Raw genomic sequence first — 18,289 nt, 5'->3', positions numbered from 1 at the left:
GACGCCGTCACCCGCCGGGCCGGACCACCCCGTTCTCGTACGCGAACACCACTGCCTGCACCCGGTCGCGCAGGCCGAGCTTGGCCAGTACCCGACTCACGTGCGTCTTCACCGTCGCCTCGCCCAGGTGGATGGCCGTGGCGATCTCCGCGTTGCTCGATCCGGCGGCGAGCAGCATCAGCACCTCCCGTTCGCGCGGTGTCAGCTCGGCCAGCGTGGCCTCGGCGTCCGGGCCCCGGTGGGCGGTGCCCGCCGGGTCGCCGGGTCGGGCGAAGGTGGAGATCACCCGCCGGGTGATCTCCGGGGCGAGCAGACCGTCGCCCCTGGCCAGCACCCGGATCGCCTCGATCAGCTCCTCCGGCGTGCCGTTCTTGAGCAGGAAGCCGCTGGCCCCGGCCCGCAGCGCGGCGAACAGGTAGTCGTCGCGATCGAAGGTGGTGAGGATCAGCACCGCGGGCGCCCCGGGGCCGTCGGCGACGATCTGCCGGGTGGCCTCCAGGCCGTTCATCCCGGGCATCTCCACATCCATGAGTACGACGTCGGGGCGGGTGGCTCGGGTCATGGCGACGGCACGTTCGCCGTCGGCGGCCTCACCGACCACCTCGATGTCGTCCTCCACCTCCAGGATGACCCGGAAGCCGGTACGGACGAGATGCTGGTCGTCGGCGAGCAGCACCCGGACCGTCGGCCCGGTGTCGGGTGCGTGCTGGGCTGCCGCGCTCATGCCGACGGCTCCGCTGCGGCTGCCGCCTGCTGCCTGTCGTCCGGCTCCCGCTGTGGGCCCACCGGCCGGTCCGTCGATGCCGCGAGGGGGAAGCGGGCGCGTACCCGCCAGCCGCCGCCGGCCCGCGGCCCGGCCTCCAGGTCGCCGTCGTGGGCGGTGACCCGTTCGCGCATGCCGATCAGGCCCAGTCCGACGGTGTCGGTCGGGCCGCCGCCCCGCCCGTCGTCGGTCACGTCGACCTCCACCTCCCGCGCCAGGTACCGGACCCGCACGTCGAGCAGGGCCGCCTCGGCGTGTTTCAGGGTGTTGGTCACCGCCTCCTGCGTCACCCGGTAGGCCGTCTGAGAGACCGATTCGGGCAACGCGACCGGGTCGCCGTACACCCCGAGGGTGGCCGTCAGCCCGGCGGCCCGAGCCCGCTCGACCAGCTCGTCGATCCGTTCGACGCCGCCGGCCGTCGGCGGCGCGGCGTCGGTGCCGGCGGAGGTCCGCAGCACGCCGAGCATCCGGCGCAACTCGTCGACGGCGGTGCGGGCGCTCTGCTCGATGGCGGTCAGCGCCGTGCGGGCCTTACCCGGGTCGCGGTCGAACACGCGGCGGCAGGCGGATGCCTGCACGCCCATCACCGACACGTGGTGGGCGACCACGTCGTGCAGCTCGCGGGCGATCCGGACCCGTTCACCGAGCACCGCCCGTTCCCGGGCGTCGGCCTGCGACCGGCGCAGGTCCTCGGCCTGGGCGCGCAGTTCGTGTTCGCGGCGCGCGGCCACCCACGCGGTCTCGCCGAAGAAGTACGCGAAACCGAAGACCAGCACGTTGAGCAGCACGCCGTTGACCATCGCGGCGAGCACCGGTGGCACCGGCCCGACCGCGTCAGCGAAGGTGTCCGCCGGGATGTGGTCGATCATCACCGCGTAGTAGAGCCCGAGCCAGGCGAACATCGTGGCGATCACGCCGATCCGCAGCCGGCGCGACACCTGACGGTCCTGCCCCCAGGCGCCGACGGTGTAGAGGGCGCAGAACAGGGCCCAGGAGGAGAACTGGCTCTCCGGGGCCGAGCGCGCCTGCGCGGCGATGAACGCCACCGCGACGACCAGCACCGTCGCGGTCGGCCGCCGTCGTCGCCAGATCAGCGGGAGGGTCACTGCGACGGTCCAGAACAGCTGCTCCGGCCCGGACGGCGGTGGGCCCAGCAGGAACGCGCCGGTGCTGCGGGCCAGGGTCAGACTGACCAGCGCCAGCCCGGTCATCCCCAGGCCGATCCAGAGGTCGTTTCGGCGCTGCTCCGCCGTTGGACCCGGACGACGCCATTCCGGTCGCTGTGCCACTGTCATCCGGGAACGATGCCACGCCGCCCACCAGGCCCTCCAACCGGGCGGGCCGCCGCGGTCACCACCACGGGCGACGGCCCGACGCGGGGTACGCGCCGGGCCGCCTACTCTGGTGTCGCTCACGCGCTCGTCTGCTGGCGGGTCTTCCGAGCTGTGTCGACCAGGTCCCAGACCACGATCGCGGCCGCGCCCACCGCGATGGCCAGGCCGAGGGAGTCCCGGTTGTCTGCCTCCGCCACCCAGCTCAGGCGCTCGGCCAGTGCCGGGTTGAGCAGTCGGTCGGAGAGCGCCAGCCACGCCAGCGGCACCGCGAACGCCAGGTTGAGCAACGCCCTGATGCCGAAGAGCGTCCAGGTCCAGCGCGCCATCCGGTACTTGACGATCTCGAAGATCACGCTGAGCGCCAGGACGACGATCAGCGCCGGCAGCCAGAACGACCAGAGCGCCGGGTCGAGGATCGGGATGTTCTCGCCGTCGGTGCCGCGCACCCAGGAGTGGTAGTGCTGGAACGGCAGGTACGCGATGGTCAGCAGCAGCATGATCACCGATGCGATGGTGTCGGCGAGGGGGACGCCTCGTCGCACCGGTGCGTCGGGCAGCTGGTCGACAGTCCACTCCGGGACGTCCACCGCCGTCTGGGTGCGCTCGATGATGGCGAAGGTCAGGGTGAGCCAGAAGGTGATCTGCACGGCCACCTGCATGGCCGCGACGATGCCCGGCCCGATGGCCCCGAAACCCTCTCCTTCGGCCGCCTCGACCACTGTGACGACAGTGCCGACGAGCGCCGGGATGAAGCTGAGCAGCAGTTTCAGCAGCCGCAGCCAGAGCAGGTAGTAGGTCGGGCCGATGAGCTGCAACCGGCGGTCGGCGTACCGGGCGGCCAGCACGTCCGGGTTGCCCAGCTCGGTGAGCACCTCCCGCTCGGCCACTGTCGGGTCGGCGCCACCGCCGGTGCGGTCGTCGATCATGTCCTCGATGGAGGCCCGCAGCTCGGTGGCGATCTCGTCGCGGCGCTGGGTGGGCACCGATCGCAGGGTGGCGGCGAGGTAGCGGTCGGTCAGGGTGTTCATCGGTCCACTCCTTGGATCAGCCCGGTGATGGAGGTCTGCACGGCGGCGAGGTCGTCGAGGAGGCGGTTCAGCATCGACTCGCCCTCGTCGCTGGTCCGGTAGAACTTGCGCGGTCGGCTCTCTTCGGTGTTCCACTCGCTGGTCAGCAGCCCCTGGTCCTCCAGGCGGCGCAGCAGCGGGTAGAGGGTGTTGGCGTCGACCGGGAAGCCGTGGTCGGTGAGCCGTTGCAGCAGTGCGTAGCCGTAGTCCGGTCGGCGGAGCGCGACCAGGCTGGCCACCACGACGGTGCCTCGACGCAACTCCTGTAGGTGCGTCCGTAGAACGTCCTCGCTAACCATGTGTCACACCATACTGTGTGCCACACAGTGTTGTCTAGTGAGACATCATCGTGTCCGCCCAACCTCCGTCGGACCGATACGACGTACGGGACGCCCGGTCGACACCGGACGCCCCGTACCTGGGAAGAGTCAGCAGGTCAGCAGGTCGGGCCCTGCCGGAAGTTCCGCTCGACGAAGCTGGCCGGGCCGACCTGGAAGTAGCCCGCCCCCGGCCGGATCGGGTGCCCGGTGAACAGCTCCACCCGCGACCCCACCCGGACCAGGTACGCCTCGGCGTCCCCCGCGTCGTTGCGGATCAGCGAACCTCGCCGGCCGTAGATCGCCTCCAACTCGTCGAAGGACATGCCGACAGTGGCGCCGGCGGAGGACCGCGGCGGCGCGGTGGCCGTACCGACCTCCACCAGTCGCCCGTCGCGGAAGGCCAGCAGGATCACGCCGGCCCAGGATCCGGTCGCGCCGGCGTGCACCACCCCGCCGCAGGTCGGAACGGTCCAGTCGATGTGCCCGTTGGTGGTGAGCGACGTCAGGCTGGCGCCGATGCGGTACACACCGACGCCTCGGACGCTGAGCACCTGCGGGTGACTGTGCCCGGCGGCGGCGGTGAGCGGACCGCGCGCCGAGGCGGGCGCGGTGCCGCCGGTCAGTGGCGCTGCCGCCGCCGGGCCGGCGACGGTCGCCGGGACGAGCGTGCCGAGCGCCAACGCGGCGGTGGTGAGGAGGATCGTGGGACGGTTCATCGTGGCTCCTTCGGTGATGGGTCTCCTGCCCTGTTAGTCACCGGGCCAGGGCCAACGGTTCGTCGGGATTCCGATCGTCCGGGTCTACTGTGCAGAGAAACGCCGACCGACCGTGCTGGCCGGGGGTGACAACGGTGACGGCTCCACTGCGGATCGGGCCCTACGCGATCGCGCGACTGCTCGGCGTCGGTTCGTTCGCGACGGTCTGGCTGGGCTACGACCGGGCGCTCGACGCGCACGTGGCGATCAAGGTGCTGGCCGAGAACTGGAGCCACGACCTGCGGGTGCGGGAACGCTTCCTCGACGAGGCTCGGCTGCTGCGCCGGTTGGAGCACGAGCGGCTGATCCGGGTGCACGCCGTCGGTGAGCTGCCCGACGGCCGCCCCTACGCGGTTCTGGCCTGGGCGGACGGGGGCAGCCTGCGCGACCGGCTGGCCGCTGACGAGATCCCCGCGCCGACGGCGTTGCGGCTGCTCGGCGAGGTCTGCGCGGGGGTCGCCGTGCTGCACCGCCACGGCGTCGTGCACCGCGATCTCACCCCGGGCAACATCCTGTTCCGCTCCGCAGGCCCCGACGGGCCGGAACAGGTGCTGATCGCCGACCTCGGCCTCGCCAAGGCGCTCGCCGCCGCCTCCGGGCTGACCGCCCGGGCCGGCACCCCGGGCTACATGGCCCCCGAGCAGGACGATCCGGGCGCTGTGGTCGACACCCGCGCCGACGTGTACGGGCTCGGCCGGCTCGGCATCCGACTGCTGGCCGCCGACCCGTCGAGCGCGAACCCGACCCGGCCCGATCCGCCTCGGCACCCTCGGGAGATCCGACTCCGGGACGACGTGCCCGCGGCCGTGGCGGCGGTGCTCGCCCAGGCCACCGCCCACCGCCCGGCCGACCGCTATCCCGACGCCGCGACCCTGCACGCCGCGTTGATCCGCGCGAGCGCTCCGGCTGCGGCGACCGGTCGCGTGCGGCGGCAGCCGTCACGCCGGGCGGGGGCGCGCCGCCGGTACTGGTCGCGGCGGGCCGGGGCAGCGGTGGTGGCCGTCGCCGCGGTGGGCGCGCTGGGCGCCGAGGCGGGTGGCGCCGGGTCGGCTCGGCCGGTCGGCGGCACGTACACGACCGGGCCGTTGACCGTGACGTTGCCGCCCGGGTGGTCCGCCACGGGTGCCACCTGGGCCGGTCACTACGGTGCCGACGGCGAACCCGAACCGGCGCTGGTGATGTCGCCGCAACCCCGCCGCTGGGCCGCCGACCCCCACCTGCCCGGCGCGTTCGTGGGCCTCTCCGTCAGCACGGCGGCCCGCGCCACGCCCGCCGGCTTCCTGGCCGAGCGTACGCACGGCGAGTGCACGCCCGCGCCGGCCCGCGCCACCCGGCAGGTGGGCGTCGAGTGGACAGTTGTGGCGTACCGCTGCGACCGGGGCCGGCCGCAGATCATCGAGTCGGCAGCCCTGCACCCCGGCCGACCCGCAGTGGTGTACGTGCAGATCGCCCCGCCCGCGGACAGCGGGCCCGACTTCGTGGACACCCTTCTCGCCGGCGTGCGCCTGCGGTAGGTGCGGCCGAACCCGCCCGGCGGCGGCGCGCCGGGTGTGAAGCTGTCAGCGTGGCCCAGAAGCGCGAGCCGGTGAGCGGCGGTACGCGCCCGGCGCCGATCCGCACGCCGAACGGATCACCGCGTACGGATCTGCTGGAGCTGTTCTTCGACCTCGCCCTGGTCGCCGGTCTGGCGATGACCTCGATGAAGATGGCCGCCGACCAGAGCTGGACCGGCATCGCCCAGGCGCTGCTCCTGCTGTCGACACTGTTCGCGGTGTGGGTGACCACCACGCTGATCACCGACAGTTACAGCCCTCGCAAGCATCCGATCCCACTGCTGATCCTGGGCACCATGTTCGGCCTGATGCTGATGGCCGCCGCGCTGCCCACGGCGTTCGGCGACCACGGGTTGATCTTCAGCGGTACCTGGGTCGTGATCTTCCTGGTGCGAGGGCTGGTGCTCGCCTGGTTCCTGCGGGGGCGGCCGGAGCAGGAGCGTCCGGTACGCGCCCTGATCTGGGACGTCGGCTCGGGGACCCTCTGGGTGGTCGGCGGTCTGGTGGCCGATCCCGGTTGGCGGCTCGCGCTGTGGCTGGCCGCGCTGACTGTCGACTACACCGCGTTCGGTTTGCGCTTTCCGCTTCCCGGTCGGGCGCCTCTGCCGCGCTACCAGGTGGTGCCCGAGCACCTCGCCGAGCGCTACCAGCAGATCTACATCCTGTCCCTGGGTGAGCTGGTCCTGGTCAGCGTCCTCAGCCTGGGCCACCAACCGTTCACGGCGGATCGGGTGGCCACCTTCGGCACCGCGTTCCTCACGGCCGCGGTGCTCTGGTGGAGCTACGCCCGAGGAGCCGGAGCGACCCTGCGTGCCGCCATCGAGTCGTCGCCGCACCCGGCCCGGCTGGTGCAGACCAACCCGTACGCCCACTGGCTGATGATCGCCGGGGTGGTGGGCACGGCCGCCGGTGTCGAACGGGTCATCGAGCATCCCGCCGAGCGGCCGGGCGCCCCGATGGTCGCGCTCATCCTGGGCGGTGCCGGGCTGGTGCTGTGCGGTCGCGCGGTGCTCGAGTACGCGGTCTACGAGCGGTTGCCGTTGTCGCACGTCGTCGGTGCCGTGGTGACGATCGCTCTCGCTCCGGTCGCGGCGCACCTGCCCGGTCTGGCGGTGAGCGTCGCCGCCGGTCTGGTGCTGCTGGGGGTCGCCGCCGCCGAGTCCATCCGGGCCCGGCGCCGATCCACCGGCTAGCGGACCACCACGGTGATGGTGTGCTCCCGGTCGTCCTTGGGGATCGTCACGGCGACAGTGCCGGCGCGGACGAAGCGGATGTCCACCACGCCGGCCTCATACTGCTGGGAGACCAACTCCGGGCGGTCCACCGTGACGAGCCCGGGCCCGATGCCCTGGATGCGCAGCACCGCGCCGGTGGCGAAGCAGAGCGACTTCAGCAGCTCGATCTCGGTCTCGGCGAGCGGCAGGTCGTAGCGGACCGCGCCCTGACAGGCCGGCGTCGCGTCGGTCGGCGGGGGAGTCGTTCGAGGCGTACCCCTGGGCCTGGTGGGTGCGGGCGGTGGCGCGGCCGGGCGCGCGCTGGTCGGCGGCGGTCGGGACGGCGACCCGGTGGACGCGGGGCTCGCGGAGGTCGCGGCGATCGCGGAGGGGGCCGGCGTCGTACGGGTCGGCAGGGGCGGTTGCACGGGCAGTGGCGAGACGGCGTCGCCGCCGCCGCAGGCGGCTACCCCCACGGTGGCCGCGAGGAGGACGCCGAGCCGGCGGAGCGATGCCTGGCTCATTCGCTGCCGAGTCGTTGCCGGACCTGGTGGCGGGCCGAATGCAGGCGGGACTTCACAGTGCCCACCGGTACGTCGAGTAGGGCGGCGATCTCGGGGTAGCTCAGCCCGAGGACGTCACGCAGGGCCACCACTTCGGCGAGGTCGGGGCGCACCGCGTCGAAGGCGTCGAGCAGGTCGAGGCGGGTGCCCGCGACCACGCTGGTCCGGCGGGGGTCGGGCTGGTCGGGCAGCGGGACGCCGCCGGCCTCCAGTCGGCAACGGCGGCGCAGCGTGCGGTAGGTCGAGCGGGCCCGGTTGGCGGTCAGCCGGTGCAGCCAGGTGCGGAACGAGGAGCGGCCCTCGAACCGGGTGATGCCTTTGGCGAGCGCGAGCAGTGTGTCCTGGCAGGCTTCCTCGGCGTCCTCCCGGTTGGGCAGAAACCGGGCGCACAGCCGCAACACCTCCGGGCGGACCGCGACCAGCAGGGCGTTCAGCGCCGCCGGGTCGCCGCGCGCGGCGGACCGGGCCAGGGCGTCGATGCTGTCCGCGTCGGGCATGCCGGGTGTCCAATGCTCGCCGGTGCCGATCCCTGAGCGTAGGACAGGTGCCGCAGCAGCGGCCCCGTACCGTCCGGCACCCGACCCGAAACCGACGCACTACTCGAAGCGGGACACGTCCCCGGCGCCCCGGCGCAGGATCTCCGGCTCGGGCCCGGACAGGTCGATCACCGTCGTCGGCTCCTTACCGCAGTCACCGGCGTCGAGCACCGCGTCGAGCTGGTGGTCGAGCCGTTCCTTGATCTCCCAGCCCTGGGTCATCGGCTCCTCGTCGCCGGGCAGCACCAGCGTGCTGGACACCAGCGGCTCGGCCAGTTCCGCCAGCAGCGCCTGGGTGACTGTGTGTCGGGGCACCCGCACGCCGACGGTCCGCTTCTTCGGGTGCAGCATCCGGCGGGGCACCTCGCGGGTGGCCGGCAGGATGAACGTGTAGCTGCCCGGGGTGGACGCCTTCACCAGGCGGAAGACCGAGTTGCTGATCTGCACGAACTGACCGAGCTGCGCGAAGTCGTGGCAGACCAGCGTGAAGTGGTGCCGATCATCGAGATGTCGGATCTGCCGGATCCGGTCCAGCCCGTCCTGGTTGCCCAGTCGGGTGCCGAGCGCGTAGCAGGAGTCTGTCGGGTAGGCGACCAGCCCACCGCTGCGGATCAGGTCGGCGACCTGCCCGATGACCCGGGGCTGTGGGTTCTCCGGGTGTACGTCGTAGTACCTCGCCATCCTCCGAGACTAGGCGCACCCGGGGGCGATCAGGAGACGAGGGCCACCCTCGGCGCGGACGGTGGAGCCGCCGAGATCACCTCGGTAGGGTAGGTGCCGGTCGGCTCCGACCAACAAGATCCACACCGCCGGGGGGCGCCACGCATGGCTGATTCGTTCGCGCATCTGCACGTGCACACCGAGTACTCGATGCTCGACGGAGCGGCCCGACTGAAGGACCTGTTCGCCGAGGCCAAGCGGCTGGGCATGTCCGCGGTGGCGATCACCGACCACGGCAACATGCACGGCGCGAACGACTTCTACAACCAGGCGATGGCCGCCGGGATCACCCCGATCCTGGGCGTCGAGGCGTACGTGGCGCCGGAGTCGCGCTATCACAAGGCACGGGTCAAGTGGGGTCGCCCGGAGCAGAAGAGCGACGACATCTCCGGTAACGGCGCGATCACCCACAAGACCATGTGGGCGAAGAACGCGCAGGGCCTGAAGAACCTCTTCACCCTCAACTCGCGCGCCTCCATGGAGGGGCACTACGTCAAGTGGCCCCGGATGGACATGGAGCTGATCGCCGAGCACGCCGAGGGGATCATGGCCACCACCGGCTGCCCGTCCGGCGCGGTGCAGACCCGGCTGCGGCTGGGCCAGTTCGACGAGGCCCTCAAGGTCGCCGCCAGCTACCAGGACATCTTCGGCAAGGACAACTACTTCCTGGAGATCATGGATCACGGCCTCTCCATCGAGAGCCGGGTCCGCGAGGGGCTCACCGAGATCGCCCGCAAGCTGGACATCCCGCCGGTGGTCACCAACGACTCCCACTACACCCACGAGGCGCAGGCCACCGCCCACGACGTGCTGCTCTGCGTGCAGACCGGCAGCAACATCGACGACCCCAACCGGTTCCGGTTCGAGGGTGGCGGCTACTTCATCAAGAGCGCCGACCAGATGCGCGCTGTGGACTCGTCCGAGCTGTGGCAGGAGGGCTGCCGCAACACCCTGCTGGTCGCCGAGAAGGTCGACCCGAAGGGCATGTTCGAGTTCCACAACCTGATGCCGCGCTTCCCGGTGCCCGAGGGGGAGACCGAGGAGTCCTGGTTCCGCAAGGAGACCTTCGCCGGCCTGGCCCGCCGCTATCCGAACGGCATCCCGGAGGGGCACGTCGTCCAGGCGGAGTACGAGCTGGGCGTCATCAACCAGATGGGCTTCCCGTCCTACTTCCTGGTGGTCGCCGACTTCATCCAGTGGGCGAAGAACCAGGGCATCGCAGTGGGTCCGGGCCGTGGTTCCGCCGCCGGGTCGCTCGTCGCGTACGCGCTGGGCATCACCGACCTGGACCCGATCCAGCACGGCCTGATCTTCGAGCGGTTCCTCAACCCCGAGCGGGTCTCGATGCCGGATGTCGACATCGACTTCGACGAGCGTCGGCGCGGCGAGGTGATCAAGTACGTCACCGACAAGTGGGGCGAGGACAAGGTCGCCCAGATCGCCACCTTCGGCACGATCAAGGCCAAGGCCGCGATCAAGGACTCGGCCCGGGTCCTCGGCTTCCCGTACGCGGTCGGCGACCGGATCACCAAGGCCATGCCACCGGCGGTGATGGGCAAGGACATCCCGCTCACCGGCATCTTCGACAACAAGCACCCCCGCTACGCCGAGGCGGGCGAGATCCGCGGCCTGTACGACTCCGACCCGGACGTCCGCAAGGTGATCGACACGGCCAAGGGCATCGAGGGGCTGATCCGGCAGACCGGTGTGCACGCCGCCGGCGTCATCATGTCCGCCGAGCCGATCATCGAGCACATCCCGTTGACGCGCCGCGACGCCGACGGGGCGATCATCACGCAGTTCGACTACCCGACGTGCGAGTCGCTCGGGCTGCTGAAGATGGACTTCCTCGGCCTGCGCAACCTGACGATCATCGACGACGCGGTCAAGAACATCGAGCTGAACCACGGCCGGAAGCTCGACCTGCTGGGCCTGCCGTTGGACGACAAGCCCGCGTACGAGCTGCTGGCCCGCGGTGACACATTGGGCGTGTTCCAGCTCGACGGTGGGCCGATGCGGTCCCTGCTGCGGTTGATGAAGCCGGACAACTTCGAGGACATCTCCGCCGTCCTGGCCCTGTACCGACCCGGTCCGATGGGCGTCGACTCACACACCAACTACGCGCTGCGCAAGAACAAGCTCCAGGAGATCACGCCGATCCACCCAGAGCTGGAGGAGCCGCTGCGGGAGATCCTGGCGCCCACCCACGGCCTGATCGTCTACCAGGAGCAGGTGCAGCGCGCCGCGCAGATCCTCGCCGGCTACACCCTTGGTCAGGCGGACCTGCTGCGCCGGGCCATGGGTAAGAAGAAGAAGGAGATCCTCGACAAGGAGTTCATCCCGTTCCGGGACGGCTGCCGCGAGCGCGGCTACTCCGACGAGGCGATCCAGGCGGTGTGGGACGTCCTGGTGCCGTTCGCCGGGTACGCCTTCAACAAGGCGCACTCCGCCGCGTACGGCCTGGTCTCCTACTGGACCGCGTACCTGAAGGCGCACTACCCGGCCGAGTACATGGCCGGGTTGCTGACCAGTGTCGGCGACGACAAGGACAAGATGGCGCTCTACCTGGCCGAGTGTCGCCGGATGCGCATCCAGGTGCTGCCGCCGGACGTGAACACCTCGGCCGGGCCGTTCACCCCGGTCGGCAAGGACATCCGCTTCGGCCTCGCCGCCGTGCGCAACGTCGGGGCGAACGTGGTCGCCTCGGTCATGCGTTGCCGGGAGGAGAAGGGCGAGTACGCCGACTTCTACGACTTCCTGTCCAAGGTGGACGCGGTGGTCTGCAACAAGAAGACAATCGAATCGCTGATCAAGGCGGGGGCGTTCGACTCCCTCGACCACCCCCGCAAGGGCCTGCTCGCGGTGCACGCCGACGCGATCGACGCGTACGCCGACGTCAAGCGCAAGGAGGCCGTCGGCCAGTACGACCTGTTCGGCGCCGGCTTCGGTGACGCCGACACCGGCAGCACCACTGTGATGCCGACCATCGGCGACAGCGAGTGGGACAAGCGCGACAAGCTGGCCTTCGAGCGGGAGATGCTCGGCCTGTACGTCTCCGACCACCCGCTGTTCGGCCTGGAGCACATCCTCAACGCGGCGGCCGACACCACCATCGCGTCTCTGGCCGAGGAGGGCGCGGTGCCCGACGGGGCGGTCGTCACCCTCGCCGGCATCCTGTCCGGGGTGCAACGCCGGGTCACCAAGCAGGGCCGCGCCTGGGCGTCGGCCACCCTGGAGGACCTGGCCGGTGGGGTGGAGACGTTGTTCTTCCCCAACACCTACGAGGTGATCGGGCAGTACATCGCCGAGGACGCCATCGTGGTGGTCAAGGGTCGGGTGGACCGCCGCGACGACACCCCCCGCATCATGGCGATGGACATGTCCATGCCGGACGTCAGCACCAGCGCCACCAACAAGCCGGTCACCCTCACCATCCCGGTGCACCGCTGCACACCGCCGCTGGTGGAGAAACTCAAGGAGACCCTGGTGCTGCACCCCGGCGACACCGAGGTGCACGTCAAACTCCAGAACGGCGGGCGCACCACCACCCTGCGGCTGGGTCCGTTCCGGGTGGCGGCGACGACCGCGCTGATGGGTGACCTGAAGAGCGTCCTCGGCCCAGCCAACGTGAGCTGACCGGGCCTCGGTCCGGCCGGCGTGCGCCGGCCGGACCACCGGGCTCAGCCGCGGTCGGGGGCGCTGACCTCCCGCAGTTGGCCGTCGGCCAACCGCAACCACCGCTGCACGCCGATCTCGGCGAGGAACCGTTCGTCGTGGCTGACCACCACGAACGCCCCCTGGTACGCCGACAGCGCGCTCTCCAACTGACCCACGCTGACCAGGTCCAGGTTGTTCGTCGGCTCGTCGAGCAGCAGCAGTTGCGGCGCCGGTTCGGCGCAGAGCACGCAGGCGAGGGTGGCGCGCAGCCGTTCACCGCCGGAGAGCACCCCGACCGGCAGGTTCACCCGGGCGCCCCGGAACAGGAACCGGGCGAGCAGGTTCATCCGCTTGGCGTCCGGCAGGTTCGGCGCGTACGCGGCGAAGTTCTCCGCCACCGTACGGTCGAGGTCGAGCAGGTCCAGCCGCTGCGACAGGTACGCGATCCGCCCGTCGGCCCGCCGGATCTCGCCGCCGGCCGGGTCCAGGTCGCCGTTGACCAGGCGCAGCAGTGTCGACTTGCCGACGCCGTTCGCCCCGGTGAGCGCGATCCGTTCCGGACCCCGGATCACCAGGTCCGCGCCGTCGCCGCCGAACAGGTCCCGGTCGTCGAAGCGGGCCCGTATCCCCTGGCCGGAGAAGACGGTGCGTCCACCCGGGACTGTGGTGTCCGGTAGGTCCACGACGATCCGGTCCTCGTCGCGTACCGCCCGCCCCGCCTCGTCGAGCCGGGCCTTGGCCTGACCGAGCCGGGACGAGTGCGTCTCCTGCGCCTTGCCCGCCGACTCCTGCGCGCTGCGCTTGAGCCCACCGGCGACGATCCGGGCCAGGCCCGCGTTCTTCAGGTTCTTCGAGGCGTTGCTGGCCCGCCGGTCAGCGCGTTCCCGGGCCTGCTGCATCTCCCGTTTTTCCCGCTTGACCTCCTGCTCGGCGTTGCGCAGGTTGCTCTCGGCCACCTCCCGCGCCGCCTGCACCGCCTCGGTGTACGCGGTGAAGTTGCCCCCGTACCAGCGGATCTCGCCCTGGTCCAGCTCGGCGATGCGGTCCATCCGGTCCAGCAGTTCCCGGTCGTGGCTGACCAGCAGCAGGCACCCGGACCAGTCGGTGAGCACGTCGTAGAGCTTGTGCCGGGCCTCCAGATCCAGGTTGTTCGTCGGCTCGTCGAGCAGCAGCACGTTCGGACGGCGCAGCAGTTGCGCAGCCAGGCCGAGCGAGATCACCTGGCCGCCGCTGAGGGTGTGCAACCGGCGGTCGAGCGACAGGTCACCGAGGCCGAGCCGGTCCAACTCCGAGCGGGTGCGCTCCTCGATGTCCCAGTCGTCGCCGACGGTGGCGAAGTGTTCCTCGCTGGCGTCGCCGGCCTCGATGGCGTGCAGCGCGGCGATCCGCTCGGCGACGCCCAGCACCTGCGCCACGCTCAGGTCGCCGACCAGCGGCAGCGTCTGCGGGAGGTAGCCGAGCACACCGTCGACGGTGACGCTGCCACTGCTGGGCCGCAGTTCCCCGGCGATCAGCCGCAGCAGGGTGCTCTTGCCGGCGCCGTTGGGCGCCACCAGGCCGGTACGACCGCCGGGAACGGTGAAGGACAGCTCCGCGAAGACCGGGGTGTCGTCCGGCCAGGAGAAGGACAGGTTCGAGCAGACAATGAACGCATCAGACATGCGAGTGACCTCAAAGGGTGGGGTGGGCGCGCCTCAGCCGCCCGACGACAACGGGAACCGGTGGAACGACGTCATGGCCACGGCGGCTGCGCCTACGCGCGCCGAGCCGATGGCCGAACACATCCGGTCTCACCCGGAGATGTCGTCGTCACCCGCCATGTCTGGTCTCCCTTGTCGTACCGCTAACCCAACTCGCCGAGTCTAACAACGGATCGCCGCCCCGCCACCGCAATAGGGCGAGCCCGCTCAGCGGGGTCGGTACTCGACCTCGGGGCGGCCGGGGGTGCCGTAGCGGGGGGTGCGGGCGGCCCGGTCGACAGTCACCAGGTACTCCAGGTAGCGGCGAGCGGTCACCCGGGAGATGCCGGTCAGCGCGCTCACCTCGGTCGCGGACAGCCCGACGTCCGCGCGGGTGCCGTCGGTGAGCGCGGCGCGTACCCGATCGAGGGTCTGCGCGTCGAGCCCCTTGGGCAGGCTGTGCCCGGCGGTGCCGCGCAGGGTGGCGAACATCTGGTCCACCTCGTGCTGGGCGGCGACCTCGCCGTCGGCGAGCGCCTGGGCGCGGTAGTCGGCGTACCGTTCCAGCTTGTCGCGGAACGCGGCGAACGTGAACGGCTTGAGCAGGTAGTGGGTCACCCCGAGGGACACCGCGGTGCGGACCACCGCCAGGTCCCGCGCGGACGTCACAGCGAGCACGTCGACGCTGCTGCCGGCCGCGCGCAGCGCCCGGCAGACGTCCAGGCCGTGCAGGTCGGGCAGCCGAAAATCCAGGAGTACGAGGTCCACGTCGCCGCCGCCGTTGGCGCGCAGGGCCGCCATCGCCGCCCGGGCGGTGTGCGCCACCCCGACCACCACGAAACCGGGAACCCGTTCGGTGTACGCGGTGTGCGCCTCGGCCAGCAGCGGCTCGTCCTCGACGACCAGCACCCGGATGGCGGTCACTACCGCTCGATCCTGCTCGGCAGCCGGACGGTGAACAGGCTGCCGCCGTCGTCGGAGCGACAGACCTCGGCGCTACCGCCGTGCCGGCGCACCACCTGCCCGACCAGCGCCAGGCCGAGGCCCCGGCCGGTGCTCTTGGTGGACCAGCCGCGCCGGAACGCGTCGGCGACCCGCTCCGGGGCCAGCCCGGGGCCGCTGTCGGCGACCCGGACCACCAGCTCGTCGTCGGCCGCGCCGACGAAGACCCGCACCCGGCGCGGCGCCGGCGTACCGGCCACCGCCTCCAGGGCGTTGTCGACCAGGTTGCCGACCACTGTGAGCAGGTCACCGGTCGGCAGCGGGCTGTCGTCGAGGCGGCAGTCCGGCTCGATGACCAGATCCACCCCCCGCTCGCCGGCCTGTGCGGACTTGCCGAGCAGCAGGGCGGCCAACGCCGGCTCGGTCACCGCGCCGACCACCCGGTCGGTCAGCTGCTGGGCGAGGGCCAGGTCACGGGTGCCGAGCCGGACGGCGTCGTCGGCGCGACCCAGCTCGACCAGGGTCAGCACCGTGTGCAGCCGGTTGGCCGACTCGTGGGTCTGCGCCTGCAACGCCTCGGTCAGCGCGCGTACCGAATCCAGTTCGCTGGCCAGGGTGCGCAGATCGGTCTGGTCGCGCAGGGTCAGTACGGTGCCGAGCACCGCGCCCTCGAAGCGGGTGGTCCGCTGGTTGGCGACGAGCACGCGGTCACCGGCGACGATCGGCTCGTCACGGGCGTCGCGCCCGGAGTCCAGCAGCTCGGCCGCCGCGGGCGGCAGGTCGATCCCGGCCACCGGCTGGTCGATCACCGACGCGTCCGCGTCGAGCCCCAGCAGCCGGCGGCCCTCGTCGTTCACGAGAGCCACCCGACGATCGGTGGTCAGCACGACGAGACCTTCGCGCACCGAGTGCAGAACGGCGTCGTAGTACTCGTACATCCGGGTCATCTGCGCCGGTCCCAGACCGTGCGTCTGGCGACGGAGCCGGCGGCTGAGCAGCCAGGAGCCCGTCGCCGCGAGCGCCAGAGCCGGCGCGACCACACCGAACAGCACCGGCAGCTGGCCGAGCAGCTTCTTGTCGATCTCGCGGGTGGTGATGCCCACGGAGACCAGACCGATGAGGCGTCGCTGCTCGTCGTACACCGGAACGACAGCGCGCACCGACTCGCCGAGCGTCCCGACGTTGGTGGTGGTGAACGCGCGGCCCGCCAGGGCGGGTCCGATCTCACCGACGAACGGCTCGCCGATCCGACCCTGGGTCGGGTGCGAGAAACGGGTGCGGTCGGGGGCCATCACCACCACGAAGTCGGTGCCCGTGGCCTGCCGGGTCGATTCGGCGTACGGCTGGAGGACCCTCGCGGGGTCGGCGGTCGTGAGGGCCGCGCGGACGTCGGGGGAGCCGGCCACGGTCTGCGCCACCGCGAGCACCTCCTCCTGCGCGGCCTGGCGGGAGTCGCTGCGGGCCAGCCAGACGGCGCCCGCCGCGCCGGCGAGCACGAGCAGCGTCACCACCATCGCCTGGAGGGCGAAGAGTTGCCCCGCGATGCTCCACTGGCGTCGGGCCATCTCCACCACCTCCTCGTCGCGCCACCGTTTCGGCCGTCGCGGTGAACAGAATGACCGCAAGGCTGTCAACGGGTGAGACGCGCTTCACATTGTCGACATGGACACCACCGCATCCGCCACCACCCCGGCACCGGCGGTCCGCCGGGACCGTACCCGTTACCTGTATCTGGCCGTCATCGTGGCAGTGGTCGCCGGCATCGTGGTCGGCCTGGTCGCCCCCGATTTCGGCAAGGAACTGAAGCCGATCGGCACCGGCTTCGTCAACCTGATCAAGATGATGATCAGCCCGGTCATCTTCTGCACCATCGTGCTCGGCGTCGGCTCCGTCCGGCAGGCCGCGAAGGTCGGCAAGGTCGGCGGCCTGGCCCTCGGCTACTTCCTGACCATGTCGACAGTCGCGCTCGCCATCGGCCTGGTCGTCGGCAATCTCATCCACCCCGGCTCCGGCCTGAACCTCGGCCCGGACCTCGTCGGCTCCGGCAAGGCCGCCGCCGGTGACGAGGCCGCCGGTACCGCCGATTTCCTGCTGGGGATCATCCCGACGACGCTGCTCTCCTCGCTCACCGAGGGCAAGGTGCTCCAGACGCTGCTGGTCGCCCTGCTGGTCGGCTTCGCCGTCCAGGCCATGGGCCGACGGGGTGAGCCGGTGCTCAGCGCCATCACCGTCATCCAGCGGGTCGTCTTCAAGGTCCTTGCCATGATCATGTGGCTGGCGCCGATCGGCGCGTTCGGCGCGATGGCCGCCGTGGTCGGCGCGACCGGCGTGGACGCCCTCAAGAGCCTCGCCCAGATCATGGTGGGCTTCTACGCCACCTGTCTGATCTTCGTGCTGGTGTTCCTGGGCGCGCTGCTGTGGTTCGTGGCCCGGATCTCGATCTTCTCGCTGCTGCGTTACCTGGGCCGGGAGTTCCTGCTGATCCTGTCGACCTCGTCGTCGGAGTCGGCGCTGCCGCGGCTGATCGCCAAGATGGAGCACTTCGGCGTGAGCAAGCCGGTCGTCGGCATCACGGTGCCGACCGGCTACTCGTTCAATCTGGACGGTACGGCGATCTACCTGACCATGGCGTCGCTGTTCATCGCCGACGCGCTGGGCAAGCCGCTGGCCATCGGCGAGCAGATCTCGCTGCTGCTGTTCATGATCATCGCGTCGAAGGGTGCCGCCGGGGTCACCGGCGCCGGGCTGGCCACGCTGGCCGGCGGCCTCCAGTCACACCGGCCGGACCTCGTCGACGGAGTCGGGCTGATCGTCGGCATCGACCGGTTCATGTCCGAGGCCCGGGCGCTGACCAACTTCGCCGGCAACGCGGTGGCGACAGTGCTGGTGGGAACCTGGACCGGCGAGTTCGACCGGGAGCGGGCGACAGCGGTGCTGAGCGGCAACGACCCGTTCGACGAGGCCACAATGCTCGACGAGCACGACGACGGCGAGGCGGAGTCCCGCCCCGACGAGAAGCAGGCCGCGCCAGCCGGAGCCCCGGCCTGAGTCACGGAGTGGACCGGGGATGGGCAGGGCGTCGTGTGGGGAAAGCGTGTCGCTCTCGGTTGTCGGCGTTTCTGTAACAAAAAAAACAATAGAATGGCTGTCTAGCGTATCGCATGAGAAGGCCGAAATGATGTTGCG

At 71.1% G+C, this 18,289-nt stretch carries 15 protein-coding genes; 4 read left to right on the top strand and 11 right to left on the bottom strand.

Annotated elements, in window-relative coordinates:
- Positions 1-7: 7 nt before the first annotated feature.
- The 5 genes from NIE79_RS20175 to NIE79_RS20155 all read right to left on the bottom strand — a co-directional run bounded on the left by NIE79_RS20175 (position 8) and on the right by NIE79_RS20155 (position 4,200).
- Positions 8-724 carry a response regulator gene (locus NIE79_RS20175; protein ID WP_238680042.1) on the bottom strand — a complete coding sequence of 239 codons (717 nt, stop codon included), beginning with the start codon at positions 722-724 and terminating at the stop codon, positions 8-10.
- Positions 721-2,058: a sensor histidine kinase gene (locus NIE79_RS20170; RefSeq protein WP_238680041.1), complete on the bottom strand. Its 1,338-nt coding sequence runs from the start codon at positions 2,056-2,058 to the stop codon at positions 721-723. Before NIE79_RS20170 ends, NIE79_RS20175 begins: the two co-directional genes overlap by 4 nt.
- A 116-nt stretch (positions 2,059-2,174) precedes the next feature.
- Positions 2,175-3,125, bottom strand: coding sequence for a permease prefix domain 1-containing protein (locus NIE79_RS20165; protein WP_238680040.1), 951 nt, complete (start codon positions 3,123-3,125; stop codon positions 2,175-2,177).
- Positions 3,122-3,463: a PadR family transcriptional regulator gene (locus NIE79_RS20160; RefSeq protein ID WP_007458189.1), complete on the bottom strand. Its 342-nt coding sequence runs from the start codon at positions 3,461-3,463 to the stop codon at positions 3,122-3,124. The genes NIE79_RS20165 and NIE79_RS20160 overlap by 4 nt, the downstream gene beginning before the upstream one ends.
- 137 nt (positions 3,464-3,600) lie before the next feature.
- Positions 3,601-4,200: a hypothetical protein gene (locus NIE79_RS20155; protein WP_238680039.1), complete on the bottom strand. Its 600-nt coding sequence runs from the start codon at positions 4,198-4,200 to the stop codon at positions 3,601-3,603.
- 134 nt (positions 4,201-4,334) lie between these two features.
- On the opposite strand from NIE79_RS20155, the gene NIE79_RS20150 reads away from it, so the two are divergent.
- Both NIE79_RS20150 and NIE79_RS20145 read left to right on the top strand, forming a co-directional pair.
- Positions 4,335-5,753, top strand: coding sequence for a serine/threonine-protein kinase (locus NIE79_RS20150; protein WP_238680038.1), 1,419 nt, complete (start codon positions 4,335-4,337; stop codon positions 5,751-5,753).
- A gap of 50 nt (positions 5,754-5,803) precedes the next feature.
- The gene (locus NIE79_RS20145) at positions 5,804-6,985 is read left to right on the top strand and encodes a low temperature requirement protein A (RefSeq protein WP_238680037.1); all 1,182 of its coding nucleotides are present in this window, start codon (positions 5,804-5,806) and stop codon (positions 6,983-6,985) included.
- On the opposite strand, the gene NIE79_RS20140 is transcribed toward NIE79_RS20145, so the two are convergent.
- The 3 genes from NIE79_RS20140 to NIE79_RS20130 all read right to left on the bottom strand — a co-directional run bounded on the left by NIE79_RS20140 (position 6,982) and on the right by NIE79_RS20130 (position 8,786).
- Positions 6,982-7,530 (bottom strand): hypothetical protein, encoded by a 549-nt coding sequence (locus NIE79_RS20140; protein ID WP_238680036.1) that lies wholly within the window; start codon positions 7,528-7,530, stop codon positions 6,982-6,984. The two genes, NIE79_RS20145 and NIE79_RS20140, sit on opposite strands and share 4 nt — an antisense overlap.
- Positions 7,527-8,066: an RNA polymerase sigma factor gene (locus NIE79_RS20135; protein WP_238680035.1), complete on the bottom strand. Its 540-nt coding sequence runs from the start codon at positions 8,064-8,066 to the stop codon at positions 7,527-7,529. The genes NIE79_RS20140 and NIE79_RS20135 overlap by 4 nt, the downstream gene beginning before the upstream one ends.
- A 99-nt stretch (positions 8,067-8,165) precedes the next feature.
- Positions 8,166-8,786 carry an L-threonylcarbamoyladenylate synthase gene (locus tag NIE79_RS20130; protein ID WP_238680034.1) on the bottom strand — a complete coding sequence of 207 codons (621 nt, stop codon included), beginning with the start codon at positions 8,784-8,786 and terminating at the stop codon, positions 8,166-8,168.
- Between the two features lie 144 nt (positions 8,787-8,930).
- Here NIE79_RS20130 and dnaE point away from each other — a divergent pair, with 144 nt between their 5' ends.
- The gene (dnaE, locus tag NIE79_RS20125; RefSeq protein ID WP_238680033.1) at positions 8,931-12,461 is read left to right on the top strand and encodes a DNA polymerase III subunit alpha; all 3,531 of its coding nucleotides are present in this window, start codon (positions 8,931-8,933) and stop codon (positions 12,459-12,461) included.
- A 44-nt stretch (positions 12,462-12,505) separates the two neighbouring features.
- Here dnaE and abc-f read toward each other — a convergent pair whose 3' ends face one another.
- From abc-f to NIE79_RS20110, 3 genes are all read right to left on the bottom strand, one after another.
- The gene (abc-f, locus tag NIE79_RS20120) at positions 12,506-14,143 is read right to left on the bottom strand and encodes a ribosomal protection-like ABC-F family protein (protein WP_238680032.1); all 1,638 of its coding nucleotides are present in this window, start codon (positions 14,141-14,143) and stop codon (positions 12,506-12,508) included.
- Positions 14,144-14,389: 246 nt separating this feature from the next.
- Complete coding sequence (locus NIE79_RS20115; RefSeq protein WP_238680031.1) at positions 14,390-15,085, bottom strand: response regulator; 696 nt, start codon at positions 15,083-15,085, stop codon at positions 14,390-14,392.
- Positions 15,085-16,668: an ATP-binding protein gene (locus NIE79_RS20110; protein WP_238680030.1), complete on the bottom strand. Its 1,584-nt coding sequence runs from the start codon at positions 16,666-16,668 to the stop codon at positions 15,085-15,087. The genes NIE79_RS20115 and NIE79_RS20110 overlap by 1 nt, the downstream gene beginning before the upstream one ends.
- Before the next feature lie 97 nt (positions 16,669-16,765).
- On the opposite strand from NIE79_RS20110, the gene NIE79_RS20105 reads away from it, so the two are divergent.
- Positions 16,766-18,151: a cation:dicarboxylate symporter family transporter gene (locus NIE79_RS20105; RefSeq protein WP_238680029.1), complete on the top strand. Its 1,386-nt coding sequence runs from the start codon at positions 16,766-16,768 to the stop codon at positions 18,149-18,151.
- The last annotated feature ends 138 nt before the right edge of the window (positions 18,152-18,289 follow it).

The organism is Micromonospora trifolii (assembly GCF_022229005.1).
Taxonomy (GTDB): Bacteria; Actinomycetota; Actinomycetes; order Mycobacteriales; family Micromonosporaceae; genus Micromonospora; species Micromonospora trifolii.
Note: the sequence above shows the minus strand (reverse complement) of the source record. Positions and strands in the feature narration are given on the sequence as shown.